Here is a 25298-nt window from a genome sequence, read left to right as displayed (position 1 = left end):
GTCGCTTTTTTGTTGGGACAAACGACGGTCAGGCGGCCATGCCCAGCATCTTCTGCATCGACGCCTTCATCTTCTGCATCGCCTTGGCTTCGATCTGGCGGATGCGCTCGGCCGACACGCCGTACTCGGCCGCCAGTTCATGCAGGGTGGCGGCTTCGCCGTCCTGCGCCAGCCAGCGGCGCTGCACGATGGTGCGGCTGCGGTCGTCGAGCGAGGCCAGTGCCGAGTGCAGGCCATCTTCCTGCAGGCGCACGTTCTGCGCCGCCTCCAGCACTTCCAGCGGCTCGGCGGCAGAGTCGGCCAGCCAGTGGATGGGCGCCAGACGGGCGCTGTCGCGATCGTCGTCCTCGCTGCTGCCTTCGAGCGCGACGTCCTGCCCTGTCAGACGGGTTTCCATCTCGACCACCTCTTCCGGCTTCACGCCCAGCGTCTTCGCCACCTCCCGCACTTCGGCAGGGTTCAGCGTGTTGCTGCTGCTCTTGAGGCTGCGCAGGTTGAAGAAGAGCTTGCGCTGCGCCTTGGTCGTGGCGACCTTGACCAGACGCCAGTTGCGCAGGATGTATTCGTGGATTTCCGCCTTGATCCAGTGGATGGCGAAGGACACCAGACGCACGCCACGGTCCGGGTCGAAGCGCTTCACTGCCTTCATCAGGCCGATATTGCCTTCCTGGATCAGATCGGCGTGCGGCAGGCCGTAGCCGAGATAGCCGCGGGCGATCGCCACCACCAGACGCAGGTGCGACATGACCAGCGCGCGGGCGGCTTCGAGGTCTTCGTCGTCGCGGAAACGGCGGGCAAGTGACTGTTCCTGCTCTTCGCTGAGCAGGGGCACGCGGTTGGCGGCCTGGATATAGCTGTCGATATTGCCCAGCGCACCGGGCATCGACAGATTCGGAACCATCAGAGCATGGGTCATGATTCATTCCTCCCTTGGGAAGCAAGATTAGCACTCCCTGCGTTTGAGTGCTAACAACTGCGACCGTTCATTGCGTTGCAACATGTAAGCCGAGCGGAGCGCCTCTCCCGCACTGCGTTCGCGCTGGTTTGGGTTCGCCGGGAGCGCACGCTACAATCCGTGAATTCCCGACCGTTTCCTCGCCCCGGCTCCGATGCGCCTGCCCTCCGCCCTGTGTGCCGTCCTGCTCTGCCTGCCGCTGCTCGCTGCGGCGCAGCTGCGCGCGATCCCGCCGGATGCGATCAAGGCGAAGATGAAGCCGCCGGTCGATGGCATGGTCGAAGTCGGCAAGTACACCTTCAGGCTGGCGCCCGGCGCCCAGATCCGTTCGACCGACAACCGCATCCTGCTGCCGGTGATGATAGGCAGCGAGCAGGTGGTCCGTTACAAGCTGGACAACAACGGCGATTTGTATCGCGTCTGGGTGTTGTCGCCCGAAGAGATCGACCTGCCGGCACCCAAACAGTAATTTCCCCGTCCCCTTCGATGACCCGCAAGATTTACATCAAGACCTTCGGCTGCCAGATGAACGAGTACGACTCGGACAAGATGGCCGACGTGCTCGGCGACGCCGAAGGTCTGGAAAAGACCGACCGCCCGGAAGACGCCGACGTGATCCTGTTCAACACCTGCTCGGTGCGCGAGAAGGCGCAGGAGAAGGTGTTCCATGACCTCGGCCGGGTGAAGCACCTGAAGCGCGACAACCCCAACCTGATCATCGGCGTCGGCGGTTGCGTCGCCAGCCAGGAAGGCGCGGCCATTGTCGAGCGCGCGCCCTACGTCGATCTGGTGTTCGGCCCGCAGACGTTGCACCGCCTGCCCGACCTCATTTCGAGGCGCCGCGCCAGCGGCCGGCCGCAGGTCGACATCAGCTTCCCGGAGATCGAGAAGTTCGACCACATGCCACCGGCCCGGGTCGAGGGCGCGACTGCGTTCGTGTCCATCATGGAAGGCTGCTCCAAGTACTGCACCTTCTGCGTCGTGCCCTACACGCGCGGCGAGGAAGTTTCGCGGCCGCTGGACGACATCCTGACCGAGATCGCCACGCTGGTCGGCCAGGGCGTGAAGGAAGTGACGCTGCTCGGCCAGAACGTGAACGCCTGGCGTGCGCCGATCAGCCGCGGCTCCGACGACATCGGCGATTTCGCCTTCCTGCTCGAATGCGTGCATGAAGTGCCGGGCATCGAGCGCATCCGCTACACCACGTCACACCCGCGCGAAATGACGCAGCGCCTGTTCGACGCCTACGCGAAACTGCCCAAGCTGGTGTCGCAGCTGCACCTGCCGGTGCAGTCGGGTTCCGACCGCGTGCTGGCGGCGATGAAGCGCGGCTACACCGCGCTCGAGTACAAGGCGGTGGTGCGCAAGCTGCGCGCGGCGCGGCCCGACCTGTCGCTGACCTCGGATTTCATCGTCGGCTTCCCCGGCGAGACCGAGGAGGATTTCGAAAAGACGATGAAGCTGATCGACGACGTCGGCTTCGACGGCAGCTTCAGCTTCGTCTATAGCGCCCGCCCGGGCACACCGGCGGCCGATCTGGTCGACGACACGCCGCAGGACGTCAAGCTGGCACGGCTGGCGCGGCTGCAGAAGCGCATCGACGAGCAGGCGCAGGCGGTCAGTCAGAGCATGGTCGGCAGCGTGCAGCGCATCCTGGTCGAAGGCCACGCGCGCAAGGACGCCGCCGAGCTGGCCGGACGCACCGACAACAACCGCGTCGTCAATTTCCCCGGCCCGGCGCGGCTGATCAATCAGTTCATCGACGTGCGCATCACCAGCGCGCTGCCGCACAGCCTGCGCGGCGAAGTGGTCATCCGCGAGGCGGTCAGCGCTTGAAGCCGCGGCCGCTCGAACTGGTGCTGGAGCCGCTCGACAACGCGCGGCTCGCCAACCTGTGCGGTGTACTCGACGAAAACCTGCGCCAGCTCGAAACGGCTTACGACGTCGAGATCGCCCGCCGCGGCGAGCGCTTCCGGGTCAGCGGAGAGCCGGGCCAGTCGCAGCGGGCTGCCGCGGCGCTGCGCCATTTCTATGCAGCGGCTACAGAGCACCTGAGCATAGACGCGATACAGCTTGGCCTGATCGAGCTGTCGAACCGCATCGCCGCCGAACCTGCGGCGCCGGTGCTGATGACGCGCAAGAGCAATCTGCACGGCCGCACGCCGCGCCAGACTCAGTATCTGCGGCAGATCCAGGAACACGACATCACCTTCGGCATCGGCCCGGCCGGCACCGGCAAGACCTATCTGGCGGTGGCCAGCGCCGTCGACGCGCTGGAGCGCGAGACGGTAGCGCGCATCGTGCTGACCCGACCGGCGGTCGAAGCGGGCGAGCGGCTCGGCTTCCTGCCGGGCGACCTGGCGCAGAAGGTCGATCCTTACCTGCGGCCGCTGTACGACGCGCTGTACGACCTGATGGGTTTCGAGCGCGTCGCCCGCGCCTTCGAGCGGCAGGTGATCGAGATCGCGCCGCTCGCCTACATGCGCGGACGCACGCTGAACAACGCCTTCATCATCCTCGACGAGGCGCAGAACACGACGCCGGAACAGATGAAGATGTTCCTGACCCGCATGGGCATAGGCTCGAAGGCCGTCATCACCGGCGACCTGACCCAGGTCGATCTGCCGCGCGGTCACAAGAGCGGTCTGGCCGAGGCGCGGAAGATACTTGCCGACGTGCGCGGCATCGCGATGACCGACTTCCTCGCCGAAGACGTGGTGCGCCACCCGCTGGTGGCGCGCATCGTGTCGGCCTACGAACGTTTCGAGGCGCAGCGCGAAGCCGAGGACGCGATGCGCAAGGGGCCGCGCGGCTGATGCGGCTGAATCTGTCGGTGCAGTATGCGTGCGCGCGCGATGCGTGCCCGCCGCGTGACGACGTGAAGCGCTGGGTGCGCGCTGCGCTTGACCCGGATGTGGTCGTGCGCGCCGACATCACGGTCCGCTTTGTCGACGCGGAAGAAGGGCGGGCGCTCAATCTCGAATACCGTGGCCGCGACTACGCGACCAATGTGCTGTCGTTTCCGTACGAACAGGGTACGCAGCTCGCGGGCGACCTGGTGGTGTGCCAGCCGGTGCTGGCGCGCGAGGCGGGGGAGCAGGGCAAGGCCTTTGCCGACCACGCCGCCCACCTGATCGTGCACGGCACGCTGCATCTGCAGGGCTGGGACCACGAAACGTCGGACGACGATGCCGACGCGATGGAAGCGGAGGAGCGCGTCATCCTGCAAGGACTGGGCGTGGCCGATCCCTACTCGGACGACTACTCGATTCAATCAACGGAGGTTTGAAATGTCGGATCAGGACGACGACAGCAATGTCGGTTTGCGGGTGGTGGCCATCATCGTGATCGCGGTCGTCGCGGCGGTGGTGGGGTTCGCGGTATCGCTGGCCGGCAAGCCGGGTACGGATGCTGCAGTGGTCGAGGTGGTGGAGGTGATCGAGGTGCCCGAGCCGGTGGGCGAGGCGCTGGCGCGCATCTATTTCGCTGTCGGCAGTGCCGAACCCGGCGCCGATCTGGCCGATGCCGTGGCGCGGGCGCAGGCTGCGCTGAGCGCGACGCCGGACGCCATCGTGCTGCTGTCCGGCTTCCACGACCCGTCGGGGGATGCCGCCCAGAACGCCGAACTGGCCAAGGCGCGGGCGCTCGCGGTGCGCGACGCGCTGGTCGCGGCGGGCGTCTCCGAAGCCGGCATCAAGCTGCGTAAGCCGGAAATCACCGCTGCCGACGGCCCGCCGGAAGAGGCGCGACGGGTCGAGCTGCGCGTCCAGTAAGGCCGTGACATCCGGGACATTCCGGATGCCTGACTCGAAACCGACACGCTGGCCGGGTTACACTGCCGGCGTGTTCGTTTCCCGCGTCCCGCATGGACAGTAGTTCCTCACCTTCGCAGCGCCCCGGTTTTCTCGAGCGGCTGTCGCATCTGCTGATGCGCGAGCCGGAAGACAGAGAACAACTGCTGGTGCTGCTGCACTCCGCCTTCGAACGCAATCTGCTGGACGCCGACGCCCTCTCCATCATCGAGGGTGCGCTCCAGGTGTCGGACATGCCGGTGCGCGAAGTGATGATTCCGCGCGCACAGATGGACGTGATCGACATCGACGATCCGCTCGACAAGATCGTGCAGACCGCACTGCGCACCGCGCACTCGCGTTTCCCGGTGATCGGCGAGAACCGCGACGACGTGATTGGCATCCTGCTCGCCAAGGATCTGTTGCGCCTCATGTCGGGCGACGACGACAGCCTGCGCGACATGCTGCGGCCGGCGGTATTTATTCCCGAATCGAAGCGTCTGAACGTGCTGCTGCGCGAATTCCGCGCCAGCCGCAACCACATGGCCATCGTGGTCGACGAATACGGCGGCGTCGCCGGCCTCGTCACCATCGAGGACGTGCTGGAGCAGATCGTCGGCGACATCGAGGACGAGTACGACTTCGACGAGTCGGCCGACAACATCCGAGTCGACCAGACCGGTCGTTACCGGGTCAAGGCCGGCACCGAAATCGAGGACTTCAACGAAGTGTTCGGCACCACCTTCGACGATGACGCCTACGACACCGTGGGCGGGCTGGTCATCCACCAGATCGGTCGTCTGCCCAAGCGCGGCGAGGTGGTGCAGATCGACGCGCTGCGCTTCACCGTGCTGCGCGCCGACAGTCGTCGCGTGCACACGCTGATGGTCGATCGCATCGCGCCTCCGGCCGCACCGTCCGCCGTCGAATGAGGCCGGCCGTCCGACTGGCCGCTGCTGCTGCGGCCGGTACGCTGGCGGTTGGCGGTTTCGCGCCCTTCGGCGTGTTCGCACTGCCGGTCGTCGCGCTGGCTACGCTGCTGTGGCTGGTCGACACGCTCTCTGTCCGCGCTGCCGCGCTGACCGGCTTTGCCTTCGGCATGGGCTGGTTCCTCGCCGGCGTGTCCTGGGTCAATGTCAGCCTGAGCCAGTTCGGCGGCATGCCCTTGCCGCTGTCGCTGCTGGCCACCGTGCTGTTCTGCGCCTACCTTTCGCTGTTCCCCGCTGCCGTATGTGCCCTCATGCGCGCGCTGCGTCCGTCGGTGGCGCTGACGCCCTGGCTGTTCGCCGCGCTGTGGGTGTCGTCGGAGTGGCTGCGCGGCACGCTGTTCACCGGCTTCCCCTGGCTGGCCAGCGGCTATGCGCACGCGACGCCGAGCCCGCTCGCCGGCTACGTGCCGCTGTTCGGCGTGCACGGCGCCGGTTTTGTCGCCGCGCTGATGGCCGGTGTGCTCGCGCTGTTCGTGCTGCGGCGCATCGCGCTGCGCCCGGTGCTGCTGTCGCTGGCAGCGCTGCTGTTGGTCGGCGGCCTGCTCGGCAGCGTGCGCTGGACCGAAGCGACCGGCCGCGCGCTCACGGTGAGCCTGCTGCAGGGGAATATAGAACAGAGCATGAAGTGGGTGCCCGAGCGGCTGCCCGATTCGATGCAGACCTATCTCGACCTCGCGCGCGCCTGGCCGGCCGATCTGGTGGTGCTGCCGGAGACGGCCATCCCCTTGCCCTACGCTGAAATCGATCCGGCCTGGCTGGCCGCCGTGCGCGCTACCGGGCGCGATGTGCTGATGGGTGCGGTCACGCTGGGCGAGGTCGATGGGCGCGCGCGCTACTTCAACAGCGCGGTGGCGCTCGGCCGCGACGATGCACGCTACAGCAAGTCGCATCTGGTGCCCTTCGGCGAGTTCACGCCACCGCTGTTCGCGTGGACGCTGCAGCTGCTGTCCATTCCGATGTCCGACTTCGGTCGCGGCGCGAAGGTGCAGCCGCCGCTGGCGCTGGCCGGTGAGAAGGTGGCGGTGAACATCTGCTATGAGGACGTGTTCGGCGAGGAGCTGATCGATGCCGCGCGCGACGCCACGCTGCTGGTCAATGTGTCGAACACCGCCTGGTTCGGGGATTCGTGGGCGCAGCCGCAGCACCTGCAGATTGCGCAGATCCGCGCGCTCGAACTCGGTCGGCCGATGCTGCGCGCGACCAACACCGGCATGACCGCGGCCATACAGCCGGACGGCCGCGTCGTCGCGGCGCTGCCGCCTTTCACCCGCGCGGCCCTGCGCGTCGAGCTGCAGGGCTACCAGGGCCTCACCCCTTTCATGCGCTGGGGCAATGGGCCGGTGCTGCTGCTGGCGCTTGCCGTCATCATCGTTGCCGCGGTGCAGCGCAAAAGAGGCTGAGCCGGTAAAATCCCGCCTTTCCCTCACGGTCTGGCTCCATGTCTGCTGCACCCACATTCCAGGAAGTGCTGCTGCGTCTGTCCCGTTTCTGGGGCGAGCAGAACTGCGCGCTGCTTCAACCTTATGACATCGAGGTCGGTGCCGGAACCTTCCACACCGCCACCTTCCTGCGCGCCATCGGCCCCGAGCCCTGGCGCGCCGCATACGTGCAGCCCTCGCGCCGGCCGAAGGATGGCCGCTATGGCGAGAACCCGAACCGTCTGCAGCACTACTACCAGTTCCAGGTCGCGTTGAAGCCGTCGCCGCCGAACATCCAGGAGCTGTACATCGACAGCCTGCGCGCACTCGGTCTCGATCCTTCGCAGCATGACATCCGCTTCGTCGAGGACGACTGGGAGTCGCCGACGCTGGGCGCCTGGGGCCTGGGCTGGGAAGTGTGGCTGGACGGCATGGAAGTGACGCAGTTCACCTACTTCCAGGAAGTGGGTTCGATTCCGTGCAAGCCGGTGCTCGGCGAAATCACCTACGGCGCCGAGCGCCTGGCCATGTACCTGCAGGGCGTCGAGAACGTGTACGACCTGGTGTGGGCACCGGGCATCCGCTATGGCGACGTGTATCACCAGAACGAGGTCGAACAGTCGACCTACAACTTCGAACATTCGAACGTCGAATGGCTGTTCCGCCAGTTCGGCGATTACGAGTCGGAGGCGAAGCGCCTGATCGAAGCCGGTCTGCCGCTGCCCGGTTACGAAATGGTGATGAAGGCCTCGCACAGCTTCAACCTGCTCGATGCGCGCGGCGCCATTTCAGTGACCGAGCGCGCTGCCTACATCGGCCGCGTGCGCGCGCTGGCACGGCTGGTGGCGCAGGCCTACTACGCCTCGCGCGAACAGCGCGGTTTCCCGATGGCCGACCTGAGCAGCCCGCGCCTGCGCGCATTGCTCGGCGAGGAAGAGTGTCAGCGCATCGAAGCGCTGCGCGCCGCCTGAGTTGCGTCATTCTTGCCCCGTCCTGATCCGACAGAACTGTTTTGAGGCCGCTGCGGCGGCCCTCTGGAAGAGCTATGCAAGCCACATTGCTGGTCGAACTGCTGACCGAAGAATTGCCGCCCAAGGCGCTGTCGCGCCTGGGCGAGGTGTTTGCCGACGCGGTGTTCAAGGCGCTGGTCGAGCGCAAGCTGGTCGCTGCCGACGCGCGCATGGACCGCTACGCCAGCCCGCGCCGTCTCGCGCTGACCGTGCAGGGCGTGACCGACCGCGCGCCCGATGCGGTGGTCGATGAAAAGCTGATGCCGGTCGCCGTCGCGCTTGATGCCGATGGCAAGCCGACACCGGCGCTGCTGAAGAAGCTGCAGTCCAAGAACATTCCGGCCGAGGCGCTGCCGCAGTTCACCCGTCGCATGGACGGCAAGAGCGAAACGCTGTTCTACGCGATGACGGTGCCGGGCGCCGCGCTTGACGAGGTGCTGGCCGGCATCGTGCTCGAAGCGCTGAAGAAGCTGCCGATTCCGAAGCTGATGCGCTGGGCCGACTGCGACTACCAGTTCGTGCGGCCGGTGCACGGTCTGGTGCTGCTGCACGGCGACCGCGTCGTGCCGGGCCAGGCCTTCGGCCACGTCTCCGGTCGCAGCACGCGCGGCCACCGCTTCATGGGTGAGGGCGAAGTGACACTGGCGAACGCCGACGAATACGCGCGTGCGCTGTACGAGCGCGGCGCGGTGATGGCGTCCTTCGAGGCACGCCGCGCGCTCATCGTGCAGCGGCTGGCGCACGTCTGCGCCGACATCGGCAACGGCGTGCACCACGTCGATGACGCGGCGCTGATCGACGAAGTGACGGCGCTGGTCGAAAACCCGAATGTCTATGTCGCGCAGTTCGAACCGGACTTCCTCGCCGTGCCGCAGGAATGCCTCATCCTGACGATGAAGGCCAACCAGAAGTATTTCCCGCTGCTCGATGCCAACGGCAAGTTGCTGAACCGCTTCCTGGTGGTGTCCAACATGCAGGTGGCCGACCCGCACAACATCGTGTCCGGCAACGAGCGCGTGGTCCGCGCCCGCCTGTCGGACGCGCGCTTCTTCTTCGAGCAGGACAAGAAGACGCCGCTGGCCGCGCGCATTCCGAAGATGGAGGCGGTGGTCTATCACAACCGCCTGGGCAGCCAGTTCGACCGCGTCATGCGCATCCAGCGTCTGGCCACCGACATCGGCGGCCGCCTCGGCGCCGCCGTGATGCAGGCGGCGCGCGCCGGCCTGCTGGCCAAGGCCGACCTGATGACCGACATGGTGGGCGAGTTCCCCGAGCTGCAGGGCGTGATGGGGCGTTACTACGCACAGCACGACGGCGAAGCCGAGGTCGTCGCGCAGGCGGTCGAGCAGCACTACCGCCCGCGCTTCGCCGGCGACGCGCTGCCGGATGGCGCCGTCGCGTGTGCGGTGTCGCTGGCCGACAAGATCGACGCGCTGGCCGGCTTCTTCGGCATCGGGCAGATCCCGACCGGCGACAAGGACCCGTTCGCGCTGCGCCGCGCCGCGCTCGGCGTGCTGCGCATCCTGATGGAAACGCCGCTGCCGCTGGATCTCGCCGAACTGATTGCCGCCGCGCGCGGCGGTTTCCGCGCTGGCCAGGTGGGCGAGGGCGACGCGGCGAACTTCGAGGCGCAACTGCTGGACTTCATGTTCGAGCGCCTGCGCAACCTGCTGCGCGAAGCCGGTCACGATGCGCGTGCGATCGACGCCGTGCTGGCGCTGCGACCGACGCGCATCGACCTGGTGCCGGCCAAGCTGGCAGCCGTGGTTGCCTTCTCGGCGCTGCCGGAGGCGCAGTCGCTGGCCGCTGCCAACAAGCGCATCGTGAACATCCTGAAGAAGGCGGACGGCGTGGCGGTCGGTGTCGACGCGGCCCTGTTTGCCGAAGCCGCCGAGCGTGACCTGCACGCCGCGCTGACGGCGGTGCAGCCGGCGCTGCGTGCCGATCTCGACGCGGGCCGCTACGCCGAAGCACTGACCGCACTGGCGCAGCTGCGCGCGCCGGTCGACCGCTTCTTCGACGACGTGATGGTCAATGCCGACGACCTCAAGGTGCGCGCCAACCGCCTCGCGCTGCTGGGCGAACTGGCGGCAGCGATGAATGCAGTGGCCGACATTTCCCGCCTTGAGCTGAAGGACTGAGCGGGTGAAGCTCATCATTCTCGACCGTGACGGTGTCATCAACTACGACTCCGATCAATTCATCAAGTCGCCGCAGGAATGGCGACCGATCGAAGGGTCGATGGAGGCGATCGCGCTGCTGAACCAGTGGGGCTGGCGCGTGGTGGTGGCGACCAACCAGTCGGGTGTGGGCCGCGGTCTGTTCGACATGGATACGCTGGCCGCCATCCATGACAAGATGCACCGCACGGTGGCGCAGGCCGGCGGCCGCATCGACGCCATCTTCTTCTGTCCGCACGCGGCCGATTCCAAGTGCGCCTGTCGCAAGCCGAAGCCGGGCATGCTGCTGGAGATCGCCGAGCGCTTCAATGTTGACCTGAACGACGTGCCGGTGGTCGGCGACAGCCTGCGCGACCTGCAGTCGGCCGTCGCCGCCGGTGCGCAGCCGGTGCTGGTACGCACCGGCAAGGGCGGGAAGACCGAAGCCGATCCCGAGCTGCCGCCTGGCACGCCGGTTCATGACAACCTCGCCGCCTATGTGCGTGCACTCACGGTGAATACCGACTGATGCCCTTCGTCCGCTCGCTGCTGTTCTTCGTCTTCCTCTTCGTCATCACGCCGCCGTTTTCGCTGATCGCCATCCTGGCGCGGCCGCTGCCGCCCCATGTGCGCTATCGCCTGATCGGGTTGTGGACGCATCTGACGATGTTTGCACTGCGCGTCATCGTTGGTCTGCGCCACCGCGTCATCGGCAGCGAGAACCTGCCCAAGGGCAAGGCAGTGGTGCTGTGCAAGCACCAGTCGGCGTGGGAAACGATGGCGCTGCAGGTATTCCTGCCGCCGGTCGCCTTCGTGTTCAAGCGCGAGCTGCTGCGCATACCGTTCTTCGGCTGGGGCCTCGGTTGCATGCCGATGATCGCGATCGACCGCGGCGCCGGCAAGGACGCACTCAAACAGGTCGAGGAGCAGGGCGCTCGCCTGCTCGACCTCGGTTTCTGGGTGACCGTTTTTCCCGAGGGCACGCGCATGCCACCCGGGCACACGAAGCGCTACAAGATAGGCGGCGCGCGGCTGGCCGAGGTGACCGGTGCGCCGGTGGTGCCGATCGCGCACAACGCCGGCGACTTCTGGAAGCGCAATGCCTTCCTCAAGCTGCCGGGCGAAATCACGGTGAGCATCGGACCGGCGATCGACACGCAGGGCTTGACGGCGGAACAGATCAACGGGCAGGCTCAAGCCTGGATCGAAAGTGAAATGCGCAGACTGTTCCCGCATCACTATGGCTCAAACCCACAGCCCGCAGCAGCTTGAATTGGCGCTCGATACGCCGGACAACGCGCCGCCGCAGCCGCGCGGTCGCCACATCGTGCTCGGTCAGCAGATCATCGAGTACGCACTGCGTCGCAGCCGCCGCAACTCGATCGGCTTTTCCATCGGTGAATCCGGCCTGCGCGTGACCGCGCCGCACTGGGTGACCCTGCCGCAGATCGAAGAAGCGCTGCGCGAGAAGCAACGCTGGATATTCACCAAGCTGGGCGAAGTGCGTGCCCGTCGTGCCCCGGTGCGCACCGACTGGCGCGACGGCGCCCGACTGCCCTGGCTGGGTACGCACGTCATGCTGCGCCTCGGTGACACCTGCGCGCGACCGTTGATCGACAACGAGGTGCTGCGCCTGCCGCTGCCGGCCGACGCCGACCACGACCGCGTGCGCGACGCGGTGTGCGGCTTCCTGCAGCAGGAGGCGCTGGCGCTGTTCACCCGCCGCGCGATCGAACTGGGCGCGCGCATCGGCGTGGCGCCCGAACGGGTGGTGCTCAGTTCGGCCAACACGCTGTGGGGCTCGTGCACCGCACAGGGCGTGATCCGGCTGAACTGGCGACTGATACATTTCTCGCCGGCGCTGATCGATTACGTGATTGCGCACGAACTTGCGCACCTTAAGGAACTGAATCACTCGCGGGCGTTCTGGGATACCGTGGCCGCCATCCTGCCCGGTTTCGAGGCGGCGCGGCGCGAGCTGCGCGCGCACCACCCGGGGCGCATCGTCGCCCCCTAAAATGAAACAGCCCCCTTACTCGCCAGGCACGTACAGGGTGGGCTTTGCACAGCCGACCCGTTCGGCAGGCGCGGCGCAATTCGCCGCGAAACCCCTGCCTCACCCCCCGCAAGGGGAAGGTCAGTTCCTTCGGAACGGCCGTGCTGAACTGAAATGAGGACTCACACATGCGCATCCTTCACACCATGCTGCGCGTCGGCAATCTCGACCGCTCAATCGATTTCTACACCAGTGTCCTCGGCATGCGCGTGCTGCGCCGCAAGGACTATCCGGACGGCAAGTTCACGCTGGCCTTCGTCGGCTACCAGGACGAAGCCGACGGCGCGGTGCTCGAACTGACCCACAACTGGGATACCGACAAGTACGACCTCGGCAACGCCTACGGGCACATCGCGCTCGAGGTCGACGACGCCTACGCCGCCTGTGATCAGGTGAAGGCGCGCGGCGGCAAGGTGGTGCGTGAGGCCGGCCCGATGAAGCACGGTTCGACCGTGATTGCCTTCGTCGAGGACCCGGACGGCTACAAGATCGAGTTCATCCAGCGCGGTTCGCAGTCAGCAGGCTGAGCGGCGACTGGCAACGCACGTCCGTGAGATATTCACGTGGCGTGTGTGCCCTGCAGGTTTAGGTTGCCGGCTTCCAACATCGGAATCGGAGGTCGGACATGCGTTCCCACATCATCGCGCTGCTGCTGTCGCTCGGCGCGTCCCACGCGGCATTCGCCGCGCCGTCGAGTACCTTCGACTCCGGCAATGACGGCTGGACGGTATCCGACACCAATCCGCCCTTCGATTCCTTGGGCGGCTCCTTTACACCCGACTACGACGAGGAAGGCCAGTTCATCCGCTACACCGATCCGTCGGCGATGAGCTTCTTCTTCGAGGCGCCGGAATCCTTCCTCGGCGACCTGTCGGGCTATTACGGCGGTACGCTGCGCTACAGTCAGACCTTGTCGGTGCAGACGCCGCAATGGCGCGATGACCCGGACGTGGTGCTGGTGAATGGCGCGGGTCTGGTGCTGGTGTTCCAGCACGACTACCAGCCGGGCATCGACTGGACCGACTTTACGGTGACGCTGGCGGAGGGTAGCTGGCGCGTAGGCGGACTGGGCGGAAGTTTCGCGACGGCTGCGCAGGTGCAATCCGTACTCGGCGACCTGCAGCGGTTGCGCATCCGTGGCGAGTACATCTCCGGGGTGGTGGAGACGACGGCGCTCGACAACGTCGCCATCACCGCCGTGCCCGAGCCTGCATCGTGGGCGCTGATGCTGTCCGGCGTGGCGCTGGTCGCCGCTGTGGCGCGGCGACGTTTCGGCTGATCAGGCTGCGACGCGGGCGGCCTGCAGTTCCGCCCGCAGTTCGGCGGCCAGGGCCTCCACCTCGGTTTCCAGCTGGTCGATCAGCAGGTCGGTGCCGGCGTCGTCCGGCGCAGCGGCGCCACCGCGTTCAAGCCGCCCGGCGATGCCGGCGGCTCGGGTGCCGCCGAAATTGCGCACCGTACCCTTGAGCGTGTGCGCCTCGGCCGCAAGCGCATCGCGCGATACCGACCGTGCCTCGCGCAACGCACCCAGCATGGTCCGGTAGTCGCGCAGGAAGAGCACGATGATGTCGCGCATCAGCACTTCGTCGCCGCCCAGATTGCCGAGCGTGAACGCGCGGTCGAACTGCGCGGCGTGCGTGCCGTCCGCCTTGCCCATGCACTCCTCGGGGCGTTCGGCCGGCGCCGACGCCGGCTTCTGCAATGCCTCTTCCAGTGCGCGTATCAGTGCCGGAACCTGTATCGGTTTCGACACGTAGGCGTCCATGCCGGCGGCAAAGCACTTCTCACGGTCGCCAGCCATTGCGTGCGCCGTCATCGCCACGATGGGCGTGTGGCGCTCGCCGTCCTGTGCGCGGATGTGACGCGTGGCGTCGAAGCCGCCCATCTGCGGCATCTGCAGGTCCATCAGGATGACGTCGTAGCGGATGCAGGCTGCCTTCGCGACGGCTTCGAGGCCGTTCGCCGCCACGTCGACTTGGTGGCCCAGGCGCTCCAGCAGGCGCACTGCAAGCGTCTGGTTCACCGGGTTGTCTTCGGCCAGCAGGATGTTGAGACGGCGTCCTTCTCCGCCCTCGGTCACCGGAATGCTGCGCCGCTGGCCGGTCGTGCCGGTGCCCGTCGCGGCCATCAGCGCGTCGAGCAGGGCTGCAGTCTGCGCGGGCCGGGCGACGCTGCCGCTGATGCCGGCCGGCAGGGCGCTGGCGCCCGGTGCGGCACCGTCGTGCAACAGGATGATGGGCAGTTCGGCGGCGCACTGTCCCTTCAGCGCATGCACCAGCGCCCAGCCGTCGCGTGCGGCGAGGTCCTCCGCTACCAGCAGTGCGCGGAAGCACTGTGCCTCGCTCTCGGCGGCGACGATGGCACCGATGCCTTCGTCGAGATCGGCGCACAGCCGCGCCGCCATCTGCCACTGCGCGAGCTGGGCGGCGAGTTGCGTACGCGATGCCGGGTCGGGCTCGATCACCAGCAGAGGCATGCGCTCCAGCGAGCCGGTTTCCTGCGATGCCAGTTCGCCGGCGCGTGCGCTGGCGAACGGGACGGTGAAATGAAAGGTCGATCCCTCGCCTGGTGCGCTGATCACTTCCAGCCTGCCGCCCATGCGCTTGACCAGCCGCGTGCAGATGGCAAGGCCGAGACCGGTACCGCCGAAGCGGCGGGTGGTCGAACTGTCCGCCTGCGAGAAGGCGTCGAAGATGAGCGCCTGCTTGTCTGCCGGAATGCCGATGCCGGTGTCGCGCACCGCGAAGCGCAGGCCCTGCACGCCTTCGTCCTGGCGGTCGAGCGTGACCGACAGGTCGACGCTGCCGCGCTCGGTGAACTTCAATGCGTTGCCGATCAGATTGGTCAGCACCTGACGCAGCCTGACCGGATCGCCGACGACGCCGTCGGTCACCGACGGATCGATGCGGCAGCCGAGCTGTACCGGACGTCCCGGCTTGGGCGCCAGCGTGCGCACGATGCTGCCGATCACCTCGCGCAGGCTGAACGGAATGTGTTCGAAGTCCAGGTGCCCGGCTTCGATCTTCGAGAAGTCGAGGATGTCGTCGATCAGCGTCAGCAGTGTGTCCGACGACTGCTTCACCAGTGTCAGGTACTCACGCTGTTCGCCGGTCAGGTCGGTGTCGAGCGCCAGTTCGGTCATGCCCATGATGGCGTTCATAGGCGTGCGGATTTCGTGGCTCATATTGGCCAGGAAGTCGCTCTTGGCGCGGCTTGCTGCCTCGGCGGCGTCACGCGCCTGCATCATCTGCTCGTGCACCGCGCGTCGCTCGCTGATGTCGGAAATGAAGGCGGTGAACAGCGCACGCCCCTTCATGTGCGTCGAGGTGATGGCCAGTTGGGCGGGGAAGCGGCGACCGCTGCGGTGGCGGATGTCCAGCTCCATGTGATGTCCGATGACGGAATCGAAGTGGCGGCTCAGCCACTGCAGCAGGTCGTGCTGACCCGGCTCGCGTTCGGAGGGGGCCACCAGCAGCTCGATCACCGGGTGCTGCATCGCCTCGGCAGCCGTCCAGCCCAGCATGCGTTCCGCAGCCGGGTTGTATTCGATCACGTTGCCGAAGCCGTCGAAGGTGATCACTGCGTCCAGCGCCGCACCGAGAATCGCACCGGTGCGTGCTTCGCTTTCGGCCAGTGCGCTGCGCTGGTCGTACAGGCTCAGCGAGGCCCAGTTCAGCGCCCGTGTCAGCCGATCGGTTTCATGCGAGCCGGTCGCGGTTGGCAGGGTTTCGCCCATCGCCTGGTCCAGCTTTTCGGCGAAGTCGGTGCACTGGTTCAGCGCGGCCAGCGGCCGGCGCAGCAGCAGGTAGAGCGCGCCAGCGCCGAGCAGCAGAGCGAACAGCCCGTGCAGCAGGCTGTCACGCAGAATGTGCGCATGCACTTCGCGCGCTTCCGGTGTATCGGTCTCGGTGCGCAGCCATACGGTCTGTCCGCCGGCCACCAGCGGCACCCAGCTGACGACGATCCGCCGCCCCGCATCGTCCTCTGCCGCAGCGCGCGCACGCGCGATCAGGCCCGGTGGCGGCGCGTCGGTCGGGCGGGTGTCGGCCGTGCGCCAGGCGCCATCGCCGGCGCGTCGGAGTGCCGACAGGACTTCGCCGTTCGGCGTGACCAGCGCCGCCGCCAGCAGCACGGCCGTGTCGGGCAGCCGCGGCCGCAGCGCGACCAGGGCGTCGCGGTCGTATTCGATGTCGGCCGCCAGGCTGGCGGCGATGGTGTGCGTCTCGGCCAGCGCGCCGCGTTCAAGCAGGCGCAGTGTTTCGTGCGTCTGTTCGCTCGCCGTGTACAGCGCATTACCCGCCGCGCCGACGCCGAAGGCGAGCGCAAACAATGCGGTGATGCGCAGCAGCAGGCGGTGCGGCCCGAAGGCTGACGGATTCATGGATCAGTCTTCGTCCCGGAAGCGCGCACGAATGTTCTGCACTTCGTCCCAGCGCCCGAGCATGGCATCGACGCAGGCCGGATCGAAATGTCGCCCCCTGCCATCGGCAAGGAAGTCGCCCGCGCGTTCGACCGCCCACGCCTGCTTGTAGGGGCGCGACGAGGTCAGCGCGTCGAACACATCGGCCACCGCGACGATGCGCCCGACCAGCGGTATGGCATCACCGGCAAGGCCCTTCGGGTAGCCGCTGCCGTCGAATTTCTCGTGGTGACTGAGCGCAATCGTCGCCGCCAACTGCATGTAGGGCGAGGCGGAGTCCTTCAGGATTTCGTGGCCGATGGTGGCGTGCTGCTTCATGATTTCGAACTCGTCCGGGTCGAGGCGGCCCGGCTTGAGCAGGATGTGATCCGGCGTGCCCAGCTTGCCGACGTCGTGCATCGGTGCAGCGATCAGCAGGGCCTCCTCCATGTCGGCGTCGAGACCCATTTCGCGTGCGATCAGCGCCGAGAAGTGAGCCATGCGCAGGATGTGCGCGCCGGTCTCTGGGTCGCGGAATTCGGCGGCGCGCGCCAGCTTGTTCAGCGTTTCGCGCTCGCGTTCGAAAATTTCTGCGGTAGCACGGCGGACCTCTTCGGCCAGTACGCGGGCGTGGTTGGCCAGCACGACCTGGCTGCGCCTCAGCGACAGCATGTTGCGGACGCGCGAGGTGAACTCGACACGATCCACCGGCTTGGTCAGGAAATCGTTGGCGCCGGATTCCAGCGCGCGGTAGCGCACTTCGCGCTCGTGGTCGGCGGTGACCATCAGCAGCGGTGTCTGGGTGCGCGCCAGATTTGAGCGGAAGCGCCGGATGAATTCGATGCCATCCATGTCCGGCATCATGTAATCGACGATGACCAGATCCGGGTCCTCGCGCATGCAGTGTTCGAGCGCCTCGGACGGTGACAGGAAACAGGTCGATTCCACGTCCGGCAGCTTGCCCAGCAGCGCAGACATCAGAACCAGATTCACCTGCGCGTCATCCACGACCACTACATTCATCCAGGGCACCCCGTGTGCGTATCTTTTTCGATGTGCGGCGGTGCCCGATCGGCCCGCCCGATCCATCCTTTCCGCACGAATGAATAACGGCGCCGCGCGCGGGCGACTTTAGATGGCCGGGATCGTGGCTGACAGAATGAAACAGATGCGCGCGAGGGCATCCGGCCGTGCGCAAGCCCGGTCGGCGCGCTAACCTACTGCCCGATGAATGCTCCGACGCCCTACACGCTTCGCGCTTCCGCGCTGCGCAACTGGCTGCGCCAGCTGTCCTTCCGCGACATGTTCGCGCTCGGCCTGCCAGCCCTGCTCATCATCGCCGCCGGTTTCTGGTTCGCCGCCCGCTACATCAAGCCGGCGCCGCCTGACCAGACGACGATTTCCTGCGGTGCCCAGGGGTCTGCCTACGAATCCTTCTGCGCGCGCTACAAGCCGCTGATCGAGCCCTTCGGCGTCGGCGTGAAGCTGCTCGAAAGCGCCGGTTCGATCGAGAATCTGAAGCGCCTGAACGACCCGGAACAGACCGTCGATTTCGCTTTCGTCCAGGGCGGCAGCGCGGAAGATCACCCGCCCGGCCTGCTTTCTCTCGGGGCCGCCTATTACGAGCCGGTGTGGGTGTTCTACCGTGGCCGGCCCGGGCTGGAGCGGCTGGACCAGCTGAAGGGCCTGCGCATCGGCGTCGGGCCGGAGGGCAGTGGCACCCGCCATCTTGCGCTGCAGATGCTGGCGGCGCACGGCATGGCGGACGACAAGCGGCGCCTGCTGCCGCTGAGCGGAATCGCCGGCGTCACCGCGCTGCGCGACCGCCGCATCGACGCGCTGGTGGTGGTTGGTGCGGTGCATTCGGCCAGCGTCTGGGCGCTGCTGTATTCGGATGGCGTGTCGCTGATGAGCATGACGCAGGCGTCCGCATACTCGCGCCGCTTCCCGCATCTGACCATGCTGACGCTGCCGCGCGGCGCCATCGATTTCGTGCGCGACATTCCGCCGAAGGATGTGTCACTGGTGGCGACACAGGCCTATATGGTGGCGCGCGAAGACACGCACCCGGCGCTGATCGACCTGATGCTGGGCGCGATGAAGCCGGCGCATGCCGAGGCCAGCGTGTTCCAGCGGCCGGGCGAGTTCCCGAAGGCGGACGGCGGCGACTTCGAACTGCACCCGCGCGCCAAGCGCTTCTACGAGGTCGGCCCGCCTTTCCTGCAGCGCTACCTGCCGTTCTCGATCGCCAATCTGTTCGATCGCATGCTGGTGCTGCTGGTGCCGCTGCTGGCCCTGGCGGTCCCGCTGTTCAAGATCCTGCCGCAGCTCTACGTCTGGCGCGTGCGCAGCAAGCTGTACCGCTGGTACGGCGAACTGAAGGACGTCGAACGTCAGGCCATGCTGCCGGATCAGACACGCAGCCGGGCCGAGTGGCTGGACGACATCGACCGCATCGAGGCGGCGGTCGCGCGCATCCACGTGCCGCTGGCGCATTCCGATTACCACTACCAGTTGCGTGCCCACATCCACATGGTGCGGCGGCGTCTGCAGGGCATACCGGACGGCGCGGCGCACGAAAATCCGCAGGGCGCAGGAACCGAAACGGCGCCGTCCTGACTCAGTGACAGTTCGCCGGCCGCGCGTCGCGCAGTCCGGCTGGGGTAAATTTACAAACATTCGTGCTTGTATATAATTGCAGGCCGAATTCAGGAGAGTTCCCCGATGCCTGTCCGCTCCGCGGCCGCCGTGCCCGCCTCGCGTCCGATTTCCCGCCTGGCCGTGCGCCCGGGACGCCGACTTTCTCCGCTCCACACCTCTTTCGGTTTCGTCGTGCTGATTGCTGCTGCGCTGCTGCTGTCCGCCTGCAGCGGCGACAAGGCGGCGCAGCCGGCCGCCGCGGCGCCGCAGGCCTTGCCCGTCACGGTGATCGAAGTGGCGCCGACGCAGGCGCCGCTGGTGGTCGAGGCGGTGGCGCAGGCTGAAGGTGCGCGCGAAGTCGAAGTGCGGGCGCGGGTCAGCGGCATCCTCGAAAAGTGGCTGTTCCGCGAGGGCGAGCCGGTCAAGGCCGGGCAGATGCTGTTCCGCATCGAGCGTGCTCCGTTCGAGATCGCGCTGGCGCAGGCCAAGGCGCGTCTGGCCGAAGCGCAGGCGGTCGAGGAACAGACGGCGCGTGAAGCGCAGCGCCTGACCGGGCTGGTGGACGAGAAGGCGATCAGCCAGAAGGAATTCGACGACGCGCGCTCGGCCAGCGCCGTGGCCCGTGCCGCGGTGAAGTCGGCCGAAGCGGCGGTGCGCGAGGCGGAACTGAATCTGAGCTACACACAGGTAACCGCGCCGGTGGCCGGGGTGACCGGTCGTGCCCATCGCTCCGAAGGTTCGCTGGTGAATACCGGCAGCGACAGCCTGCTCACCACGATTGCGCAGATCAATCCGATCTGGGTGCGCTTCAGCCTGTCGGACAACGACCTGGCCGGCGTGCCGGGCGGGCGCGCCGCGGTACGGAGCTTCCGCGAGGTCGAGCTGCAGCTGCCCGACGGCAGCATCCTGCCGCAGCGCGGCCGCATCAATTTTTCCGCCAGCCGCATCGATCCGGCGCTGGGCACGCTGGAAATGCGCGCCGAGTTCGCCAACGCCGACGCCGTCGTGCTGCCCGGCCAGTTCGTCCGCGCACGGGTGATCGCCGGTGAGCGCGACAATGTGTTCCTGGTGCCGCAGGCTGCGGTCACGCAGACCGAAAGCGGTCCGGTGGTGATGCTCGCGAATGCCGAAGGCAAGGTGGAGCCGCGCCCGATCAAGCTCGGTCAGTGGCAGGGCAAGGACTGGGTGGTGACCGGCGGCCTGCAGGCTGGCGACCGCGTCATCGTCGATAACCTGATCAAGCTGCGACCGGGTGCGCCGGTGGCGCCGCGCGCGGCGGGTGAAGCTGCGCCGCCGGCGAAGTCCTGAAGGAGCGCCCGCACATGGCCCGCTTCTTCATCAATCGCCCTATCTTTTCGGGCGTCATATCCATCGTCATCATGATCGCGGGCCTGGTGGCCTCGCTGTCGTTGCCGATCGCGCAGTACCCGGAAATTTCGCCGCCCACCGTCATCGTCACGGCAACCTATCCGGGCGCCAACTCGGAAACGCTGGCGCGCACGGTGGCGGCACCGATCGAGGAACAGCTGTCGGGCATCGAGGGCCTGCTGTACTTCAACTCGACATCGACCTCGAACGGTACGGTCACCATCACGCTCACCTTCGAGGTGGGCACCAATCCGGATACCGCGCTGATCGCGGTGAACAACCGCATTTCGGTGGCCGAGTCGCGGCTGCCGGAGGACGTGCGCCGCTCCGGCCTGGTGGTGCGCAAGCGTTCGAACAACCTGCTGATGATCGCCGCGCTGAAGTCGACCGACGGCCAGCGCGACACGCTGTTCCTGACCAATTACGTGCAGGTGAACGTGCTGGAAGAGCTGCGCCGCCTGCCGGGCGTCGGTGACGCGATCGCCTTCGACGCGCCGTACGCGATGCGCGTCTGGCTGAAGCCGGACGTGATGGCACGCTTGGGCATCACGACCACCGAAGTGGCGGCCGCCATCCGCGTGCAGAACGCGCAGAACGCGGTCGGCCGCATCGGTCAGGAGCCGGTCACCAACGGCCAGCAGCTCACCTACACGGTGACCGCAAAGGGCCGCCTGCTCGACATTCCGCAGTTCGAGAACATCATCCTGCGCGCCGACGGCCCGGGTGGCGTGGTGCGGCTGAAGGATGTCGCACGCATCGAACTGGGTGCCGAGAACTACGACCGCACGACCAAGGTGAATGGCACGCCGGTGTCCGGCATGGGTGTCTATCTGCAGTCGGGTGCCAACGCGCTCGACACCGCCAAGGCGGTGCGCGCCAAGCTCGACGAACTGTCGCAGCGGCTGCCAGAAGGCACCGAATTCATCATTCCGAACGACACGACGCGTTTCATCAGCGAGTCGATCAAGGAGGTGGTGCACACGCTGGCCGAGGCCACCGTGCTGGTCGTGCTGGTGGTGTGGGTGTTCCTGCAGAACTGGCGCGCCACGCTGATTCCGCTGATCGCGGTGCCGGTGTCGCTGGTCGGCACCTTCGCCGGCCTGTGGGCGCTCGGCTTCTCGATCAACACGCTGACGCTGTTCGCGATGGTGCTGTCTATCGGCATCGTGGTCGATGACGCCATCGTCGTGCTGGAGAACGTCGAGCGGCAGATGCGCGAACACGCGCTGCCACCCAAGCAGGCGTCGATGGCGGCGATGCGCGAGGTGTCGGGCGCGCTGGTGGCGATGGTGCTGGTGCTGTGCGCGGTGTTCGTGCCGGTGGCTTTCCTCGGTGGCATCGCCGGTCAGCTCTATCAGCAGTTCGCCGCCACGGTGGCGATTTCGGTGTCGATCTCCGGTGTCGTCGCATTGACGCTGACGCCCGCGCTGTGCGCGCTGATGCTGAAGGAGCACGAGGGCGAAGTGAAGTTCTTCCGTCCGTTCAACCGTGGCTTCGAGTGGCTCACCCGGCTGTACACCGGCACCGTGGGCGCCACGCTGCGCCACCGCGTCGTGGCGACGCTGCTGGTGTTGCTGCTGTTCGCGGGCGCCGGCTTCATGTTCCGCGTCGTGCCCGGCGCCTTCGTGCCGTCCGAGGACCAGGGCTATCTGTTCGGCTTTGTCACGCTGCCCGACGGCGCCTCCGCCGAGCGGACCGAAGTGTCGTTCGAGAAGATCCGCCGCGTGATCAACGACCACCCGGCGGTGGAGAACGTGTTCATGGTGCGCGGCATGGACTTCATCACCGGCAACAACCGGCCCAGCGTGGCGATGACCTTCGTCGTGCTGAAACCGTGGAAGGACCGCACGACCACGGCCGACGACCTGCAGAAGGTGATCGCCGCCGAAGGCATGAAGCTGAGCGACGGCATGGGCTTCATCTTCAATCCGCCGCCTATCCAGGGCCTGGGTGCGGCCGGTGGTTTCGAGGCCTATGTGCAGGCGCGCGAGGATTCCGATGCGCGCAAGCTGGCAGCCATCACCGGCCAGCTGATCGCCGAGCTGAACAAGCGGCCCGAGCTGGTGGACGTGAAGACCTTCTTCCGCGTGTCGTCGCCGCAGCTCGCGGTCGATGTCGATGAGCCGAAGGCGCTGTCGCTGGGCATTCCGCTCGACGCGCTGTATTCGACGCTGCAGGCGACGATGGGCACGCTGTACGTGAATGACTTCAACCGCTCGGGCAAGACCTACAAGGTGCAGCTCGGCGCCGACGCGCCCTACCGGATGAAGCCGGAGGACCTCGGCAAGCCCTACGTCCGGTCGAGCTCGGGCGCGATGATTCCGCTGTCGGCGGTGATCAGCGTACGCACCGTGGTCGGGCCGGAAATGGTCGAACGCTTCAACGGCTTCGTCGCCGCCAAGATTCTGGGCAATGCAGCCCCCGGTCGCAGTTCCGGCGACGGCATCGCTGCGGTCGAGGAGGTGGCGCGTCAGGTGCTGCCGGCCGGCTACACGCTGGAGTGGGTGGGCCAGGCCTACCAGGAGAAGCGCACCGGCATCACCTCGGTGCTGGCGCTCGGTTTCGGCATCATCATGGTGTTCCTGATCCTGGCTGCGCAGTACGAGCGCTGGTCGCTGCCGCTGGCCGTCATCATGGCCATTCCGTTCGCCATCCTCGGCGCGCTGCTGGCGGTATGGATGCGCGGCATGCCGAACGACATCTACTTCCAGATCGGTCTGGTGGTGCTGGTCGGTCTGGCGGCGAAGAACGCCATCCTGATCGTCGAGTTCGCGCTGCAGAAGCAGCAGGAGGGCATGGACGCCATCGCCGCCTCGCTGGAAGCTGCACGACTGCGCTTCCGTCCGATCTGCATGACGGCGCTGGCTTTCATCCTTGGCGTGGTGCCGCTGGTCACCGCCACCGGCGCCGGCGCCGCGGCGCGCCGCTCGATGGGTACCGGCGTGTTCGGTGGCATGCTGGCCGCCACCTTCATCGCCACGATATTCATTCCGATGTTCTACAGCTGGATGGCCGGCCGCAAGGCAGCGCGCCGTGACGACAGCCCGGCCGACGAGGTGACCGCATGATGCCCGCCGCCCTGAAAACGCCGCTCGCGCTGGCCTGCGCCGCGCTGCTGTCCGGCTGCATGGTCGGCCCTGACTACGTGCGCCCGACGGTCGATCTGCCGGCACAGTACGCGCCGGCGCAGGACGCGGTGCCCGTCGCCGTTGCGCGTGGCTGGTGGAAGCAGTTCAACGACGACACGCTGAACACGCTGGTCGAACGGGCGCTTGCCGACAACGCCGACGTGCAGCGTGCCGCAGCACGGATCGAACAGGCCGACGCGCTGCTGCGCGAAGCCGGTGCGGCCCTGTTCCCCGATGTCGGCCTTGGCGCCTCTGCCAGCCGCTCGCGCATTAGCGGCGTCGGTGCACCGATACCGGCTGGCGCGCCGCTCTACCGCAACAGCTTCCAGACGGCGATCTCGACCTCGTTCGAACTCGATTTCTGGGGCCGGCTGCGCCGCGCCAGCGAGGCGGCGCGTGCGCAGGCGCTCGGTACGCGGCACGCGAAGGACACGGTGGAACTGACGCTGGTGAGCCAGGTGGTCGGTGGCTACCTGAACCTGCGCGCGCTCGACGCCCAGCTCGTGCTGTCGCGCGACACGCTGGCCACGCGGCGCGAGAACGTGGACATCCTGCGCAGCCGCGTCGAGCGTGGCCTTACCAACGAACTCGAACTGCAGCAGGCGCTCGGCGCGGTCGCGGCGATCGAGGCGCAGATCGCTGACCTGGCGCGCAGCCGTGGCATCGCCGAAAACCAGATCGCGCTGCTGACCGGCAATCTGGGCATGCACATCGAGGCCGGCGACCTGCGCAGCCTGCCACTGCCGCCGCTGCCGCCGGCCGGCCTGCCGTCGTCGCTGCTCGACGCCCGTCCCGACGTGCGACAGGCGGAGGCGGAACTGGCGTCGGCCAACGCGCAGATCGGGGTCGCCAAGGCGGCGCTCTATCCGTCGATTTCACTGACCGGCAACTACGGTTCGCAGAGCCGCGAGTTGTCGGACCTGTTCAGCGGCCCGGCCAATATCTGGTCGCTCGGCGTTGCGCTCGACCTGCCGCTGTTCGACGCCGGTCGCCGCAGCGCCCGTGTCGATCAGGCCACGGCACAACAGAAGCAGGCGCTGGCCGGCTACGTTTCGGCCATCCGCAACGCCTTCACCGACGTGCGAGACGCACTGGTCGCTGCCGAACAGTACGCGCAGAGCGTGAGCGCACTGCAGGCGCAGTCCGACGCCGCAGCGCGCAGCCTGCACCTGGCGCAGAAGCGCTACGACGCGGGCTATTCGCGCTATCTCGAAGTGCTCGATGCGCAGCGCACCGCCAACGAGGCGTCGCTGGCGCTGGTGCGCGCGCGTCAGGGCCAGCTGGCCGAAGTGGTGAACCTGTACGCCGCACTGGGCGGCGGATGGGGTGAGGAGGCTGGGGCCGCGCCGGACGACGCCGCAGCGTCGTCCTTCCGCTGATCCGCT

General features: G+C 67.1%; 21 protein-coding genes. 18 read left to right on the top strand and 3 right to left on the bottom strand.

The window, feature by feature from the left end; translation table 11 throughout:
- Window positions 1-28 precede the first annotated feature (28 nt).
- Window positions 29-916: an RNA polymerase sigma factor RpoH gene (rpoH, locus tag WJU27_RS13285; protein WP_020163277.1), complete on the bottom strand. Its 888-nt coding sequence runs from the start codon at window positions 914-916 to the stop codon at window positions 29-31.
- Between the two features lie 193 nt (window positions 917-1109).
- On the opposite strand from rpoH, the gene WJU27_RS13280 reads away from it, so the two are divergent.
- The 14 genes from WJU27_RS13280 to WJU27_RS13215 all read left to right on the top strand — a co-directional run bounded on the left by WJU27_RS13280 (window position 1110) and on the right by WJU27_RS13215 (window position 13657).
- Window positions 1110-1424: a hypothetical protein gene (locus tag WJU27_RS13280; protein ID WP_020163278.1), complete on the top strand. Its 315-nt coding sequence runs from the start codon at window positions 1110-1112 to the stop codon at window positions 1422-1424.
- 17 nt (window positions 1425-1441) lie between these two features.
- Window positions 1442-2791, top strand: coding sequence for a tRNA (N6-isopentenyl adenosine(37)-C2)-methylthiotransferase MiaB (gene miaB / locus WJU27_RS13275; protein ID WP_341422396.1), 1350 nt, complete (start codon window positions 1442-1444; stop codon window positions 2789-2791).
- Window positions 2788-3771 (top strand): PhoH family protein, encoded by a 984-nt coding sequence (locus tag WJU27_RS13270; RefSeq protein WP_296808578.1) that lies wholly within the window; start codon window positions 2788-2790, stop codon window positions 3769-3771. Before miaB ends, WJU27_RS13270 begins: the two co-directional genes overlap by 4 nt.
- Window positions 3771-4244, top strand: coding sequence for an rRNA maturation RNase YbeY (ybeY, locus tag WJU27_RS13265; protein ID WP_341422395.1), 474 nt, complete (start codon window positions 3771-3773; stop codon window positions 4242-4244). Before WJU27_RS13270 ends, ybeY begins: the two co-directional genes overlap by 1 nt.
- A 1-nt stretch (window position 4245) precedes the next feature.
- Window positions 4246-4728 carry an OmpA family protein gene (locus tag WJU27_RS13260; protein WP_341422394.1) on the top strand — a complete coding sequence of 161 codons (483 nt, stop codon included), beginning with the start codon at window positions 4246-4248 and terminating at the stop codon, window positions 4726-4728.
- 92 nt (window positions 4729-4820) lie between these two features.
- Entirely contained in the window at window positions 4821-5678 is an 858-nt protein-coding gene (locus WJU27_RS13255) for an HlyC/CorC family transporter (RefSeq protein WP_341422393.1), read from the top strand.
- Window positions 5675-7135 carry an apolipoprotein N-acyltransferase gene (gene lnt, locus WJU27_RS13250; RefSeq protein ID WP_341422392.1) on the top strand — a complete coding sequence of 487 codons (1461 nt, stop codon included), beginning with the start codon at window positions 5675-5677 and terminating at the stop codon, window positions 7133-7135. The genes WJU27_RS13255 and lnt overlap by 4 nt, the downstream gene beginning before the upstream one ends.
- A gap of 38 nt (window positions 7136-7173) precedes the next feature.
- Window positions 7174-8124, top strand: a complete 951-nt coding sequence (gene glyQ / locus WJU27_RS13245; protein WP_019915440.1) for a glycine--tRNA ligase subunit alpha — start codon at window positions 7174-7176, stop codon at window positions 8122-8124.
- 74 nt (window positions 8125-8198) lie between these two features.
- On the top strand, window positions 8199-10304 hold the full coding sequence (gene glyS / locus WJU27_RS13240) for a glycine--tRNA ligase subunit beta (RefSeq protein ID WP_341422391.1): 2106 nt from the start codon (window positions 8199-8201) through the stop codon (window positions 10302-10304).
- A 4-nt stretch (window positions 10305-10308) separates the two neighbouring features.
- On the top strand, window positions 10309-10851 hold the full coding sequence (gmhB, locus tag WJU27_RS13235; protein ID WP_020163287.1) for a D-glycero-beta-D-manno-heptose 1,7-bisphosphate 7-phosphatase: 543 nt from the start codon (window positions 10309-10311) through the stop codon (window positions 10849-10851).
- Entirely contained in the window at window positions 10851-11594 is a 744-nt protein-coding gene (locus WJU27_RS13230) for a lysophospholipid acyltransferase family protein (RefSeq protein ID WP_020163288.1), read from the top strand. Before gmhB ends, WJU27_RS13230 begins: the two co-directional genes overlap by 1 nt.
- Window positions 11563-12339, top strand: a complete 777-nt coding sequence (locus WJU27_RS13225; RefSeq protein ID WP_341422390.1) for a M48 family metallopeptidase — start codon at window positions 11563-11565, stop codon at window positions 12337-12339. Before WJU27_RS13230 ends, WJU27_RS13225 begins: the two co-directional genes overlap by 32 nt.
- A 167-nt stretch (window positions 12340-12506) precedes the next feature.
- Window positions 12507-12905 (top strand): lactoylglutathione lyase, encoded by a 399-nt coding sequence (gloA, locus tag WJU27_RS13220; protein ID WP_304005425.1) that lies wholly within the window; start codon window positions 12507-12509, stop codon window positions 12903-12905.
- A 98-nt stretch (window positions 12906-13003) separates the two neighbouring features.
- Window positions 13004-13657 (top strand): laminin B domain-containing protein, encoded by a 654-nt coding sequence (locus tag WJU27_RS13215; protein WP_341422389.1) that lies wholly within the window; start codon window positions 13004-13006, stop codon window positions 13655-13657.
- On the opposite strand, the gene WJU27_RS13210 is transcribed toward WJU27_RS13215, so the two are convergent.
- Both WJU27_RS13210 and WJU27_RS13205 read right to left on the bottom strand, forming a co-directional pair.
- The gene (locus tag WJU27_RS13210; protein ID WP_341422388.1) at window positions 13658-16759 is read right to left on the bottom strand and encodes an ATP-binding protein; all 3102 of its coding nucleotides are present in this window, start codon (window positions 16757-16759) and stop codon (window positions 13658-13660) included.
- A gap of 3 nt (window positions 16760-16762) precedes the next feature.
- Window positions 16763-17800: an HD domain-containing phosphohydrolase gene (locus tag WJU27_RS13205; protein ID WP_029143503.1), complete on the bottom strand. Its 1038-nt coding sequence runs from the start codon at window positions 17798-17800 to the stop codon at window positions 16763-16765.
- Between the two features lie 204 nt (window positions 17801-18004).
- Between WJU27_RS13205 and WJU27_RS13200 the strand changes: the two genes are divergently transcribed.
- The 4 genes from WJU27_RS13200 to WJU27_RS13185 all read left to right on the top strand — a co-directional run bounded on the left by WJU27_RS13200 (window position 18005) and on the right by WJU27_RS13185 (window position 25292).
- Entirely contained in the window at window positions 18005-19396 is a 1392-nt protein-coding gene (locus WJU27_RS13200; protein ID WP_341422387.1) for a TAXI family TRAP transporter solute-binding subunit, read from the top strand.
- 105 nt (window positions 19397-19501) lie between these two features.
- Window positions 19502-20725, top strand: coding sequence for an efflux RND transporter periplasmic adaptor subunit (locus WJU27_RS13195; protein ID WP_341422386.1), 1224 nt, complete (start codon window positions 19502-19504; stop codon window positions 20723-20725).
- Between the two features lie 14 nt (window positions 20726-20739).
- On the top strand, window positions 20740-23853 hold the full coding sequence (locus tag WJU27_RS13190) for an efflux RND transporter permease subunit (protein ID WP_020163295.1): 3114 nt from the start codon (window positions 20740-20742) through the stop codon (window positions 23851-23853).
- Entirely contained in the window at window positions 23850-25292 is a 1443-nt protein-coding gene (locus tag WJU27_RS13185) for an efflux transporter outer membrane subunit (RefSeq protein ID WP_296808615.1), read from the top strand. The genes WJU27_RS13190 and WJU27_RS13185 overlap by 4 nt, the downstream gene beginning before the upstream one ends.
- Window positions 25293-25298: the final 6 nt, after the last annotated feature.

This window comes from Methyloversatilis sp. NSM2, assembly GCF_038066675.1.
Taxonomy (GTDB): Bacteria; Pseudomonadota; Gammaproteobacteria; order Burkholderiales; family Rhodocyclaceae; genus Methyloversatilis; species Methyloversatilis discipulorum_A.
This window is presented reverse-complemented; position numbering and strand designations above follow the sequence as displayed.

Excerpts from the sequence above, each read along its gene's own strand:
- rpoH (WP_020163277.1), bottom strand. The coding sequence starts at position 916 with ATGACCCATGCTCTGATGGTTCCGAATCTGTCGATGCCCGGTGCGCTG.
- WJU27_RS13280 (WP_020163278.1), top strand. The coding sequence starts at position 1,110 with ATGCGCCTGCCCTCCGCCCTGTGTGCCGTCCTGCTCTGCCTGCCGCTG.
- miaB (WP_341422396.1), top strand. The coding sequence starts at position 1,442 with ATGACCCGCAAGATTTACATCAAGACCTTCGGCTGCCAGATGAACGAG.
- ybeY (WP_341422395.1), top strand. The coding sequence starts at position 3,771 with ATGCGGCTGAATCTGTCGGTGCAGTATGCGTGCGCGCGCGATGCGTGC.
- WJU27_RS13260 (WP_341422394.1), top strand. The coding sequence starts at position 4,246 with ATGTCGGATCAGGACGACGACAGCAATGTCGGTTTGCGGGTGGTGGCC.
- WJU27_RS13255 (WP_341422393.1), top strand. The coding sequence starts at position 4,821 with ATGGACAGTAGTTCCTCACCTTCGCAGCGCCCCGGTTTTCTCGAGCGG.
- lnt (WP_341422392.1), top strand. The coding sequence starts at position 5,675 with ATGAGGCCGGCCGTCCGACTGGCCGCTGCTGCTGCGGCCGGTACGCTG.
- glyQ (WP_019915440.1), top strand. The coding sequence starts at position 7,174 with ATGTCTGCTGCACCCACATTCCAGGAAGTGCTGCTGCGTCTGTCCCGT.
- glyS (WP_341422391.1), top strand. The coding sequence starts at position 8,199 with ATGCAAGCCACATTGCTGGTCGAACTGCTGACCGAAGAATTGCCGCCC.
- WJU27_RS13230 (WP_020163288.1), top strand. The coding sequence starts at position 10,851 with ATGCCCTTCGTCCGCTCGCTGCTGTTCTTCGTCTTCCTCTTCGTCATC.
- WJU27_RS13225 (WP_341422390.1), top strand. The coding sequence starts at position 11,563 with ATGGCTCAAACCCACAGCCCGCAGCAGCTTGAATTGGCGCTCGATACG.
- gloA (WP_304005425.1), top strand. The coding sequence starts at position 12,507 with ATGCGCATCCTTCACACCATGCTGCGCGTCGGCAATCTCGACCGCTCA.
- WJU27_RS13215 (WP_341422389.1), top strand. The coding sequence starts at position 13,004 with ATGCGTTCCCACATCATCGCGCTGCTGCTGTCGCTCGGCGCGTCCCAC.
- WJU27_RS13210 (WP_341422388.1), bottom strand. The coding sequence starts at position 16,759 with ATGAATCCGTCAGCCTTCGGGCCGCACCGCCTGCTGCTGCGCATCACC.
- WJU27_RS13205 (WP_029143503.1), bottom strand. The coding sequence starts at position 17,800 with ATGAATGTAGTGGTCGTGGATGACGCGCAGGTGAATCTGGTTCTGATG.
- WJU27_RS13200 (WP_341422387.1), top strand. The coding sequence starts at position 18,005 with ATGAATGCTCCGACGCCCTACACGCTTCGCGCTTCCGCGCTGCGCAAC.
- WJU27_RS13195 (WP_341422386.1), top strand. The coding sequence starts at position 19,502 with ATGCCTGTCCGCTCCGCGGCCGCCGTGCCCGCCTCGCGTCCGATTTCC.
- WJU27_RS13190 (WP_020163295.1), top strand. The coding sequence starts at position 20,740 with ATGGCCCGCTTCTTCATCAATCGCCCTATCTTTTCGGGCGTCATATCC.
- WJU27_RS13185 (WP_296808615.1), top strand. The coding sequence starts at position 23,850 with ATGATGCCCGCCGCCCTGAAAACGCCGCTCGCGCTGGCCTGCGCCGCG.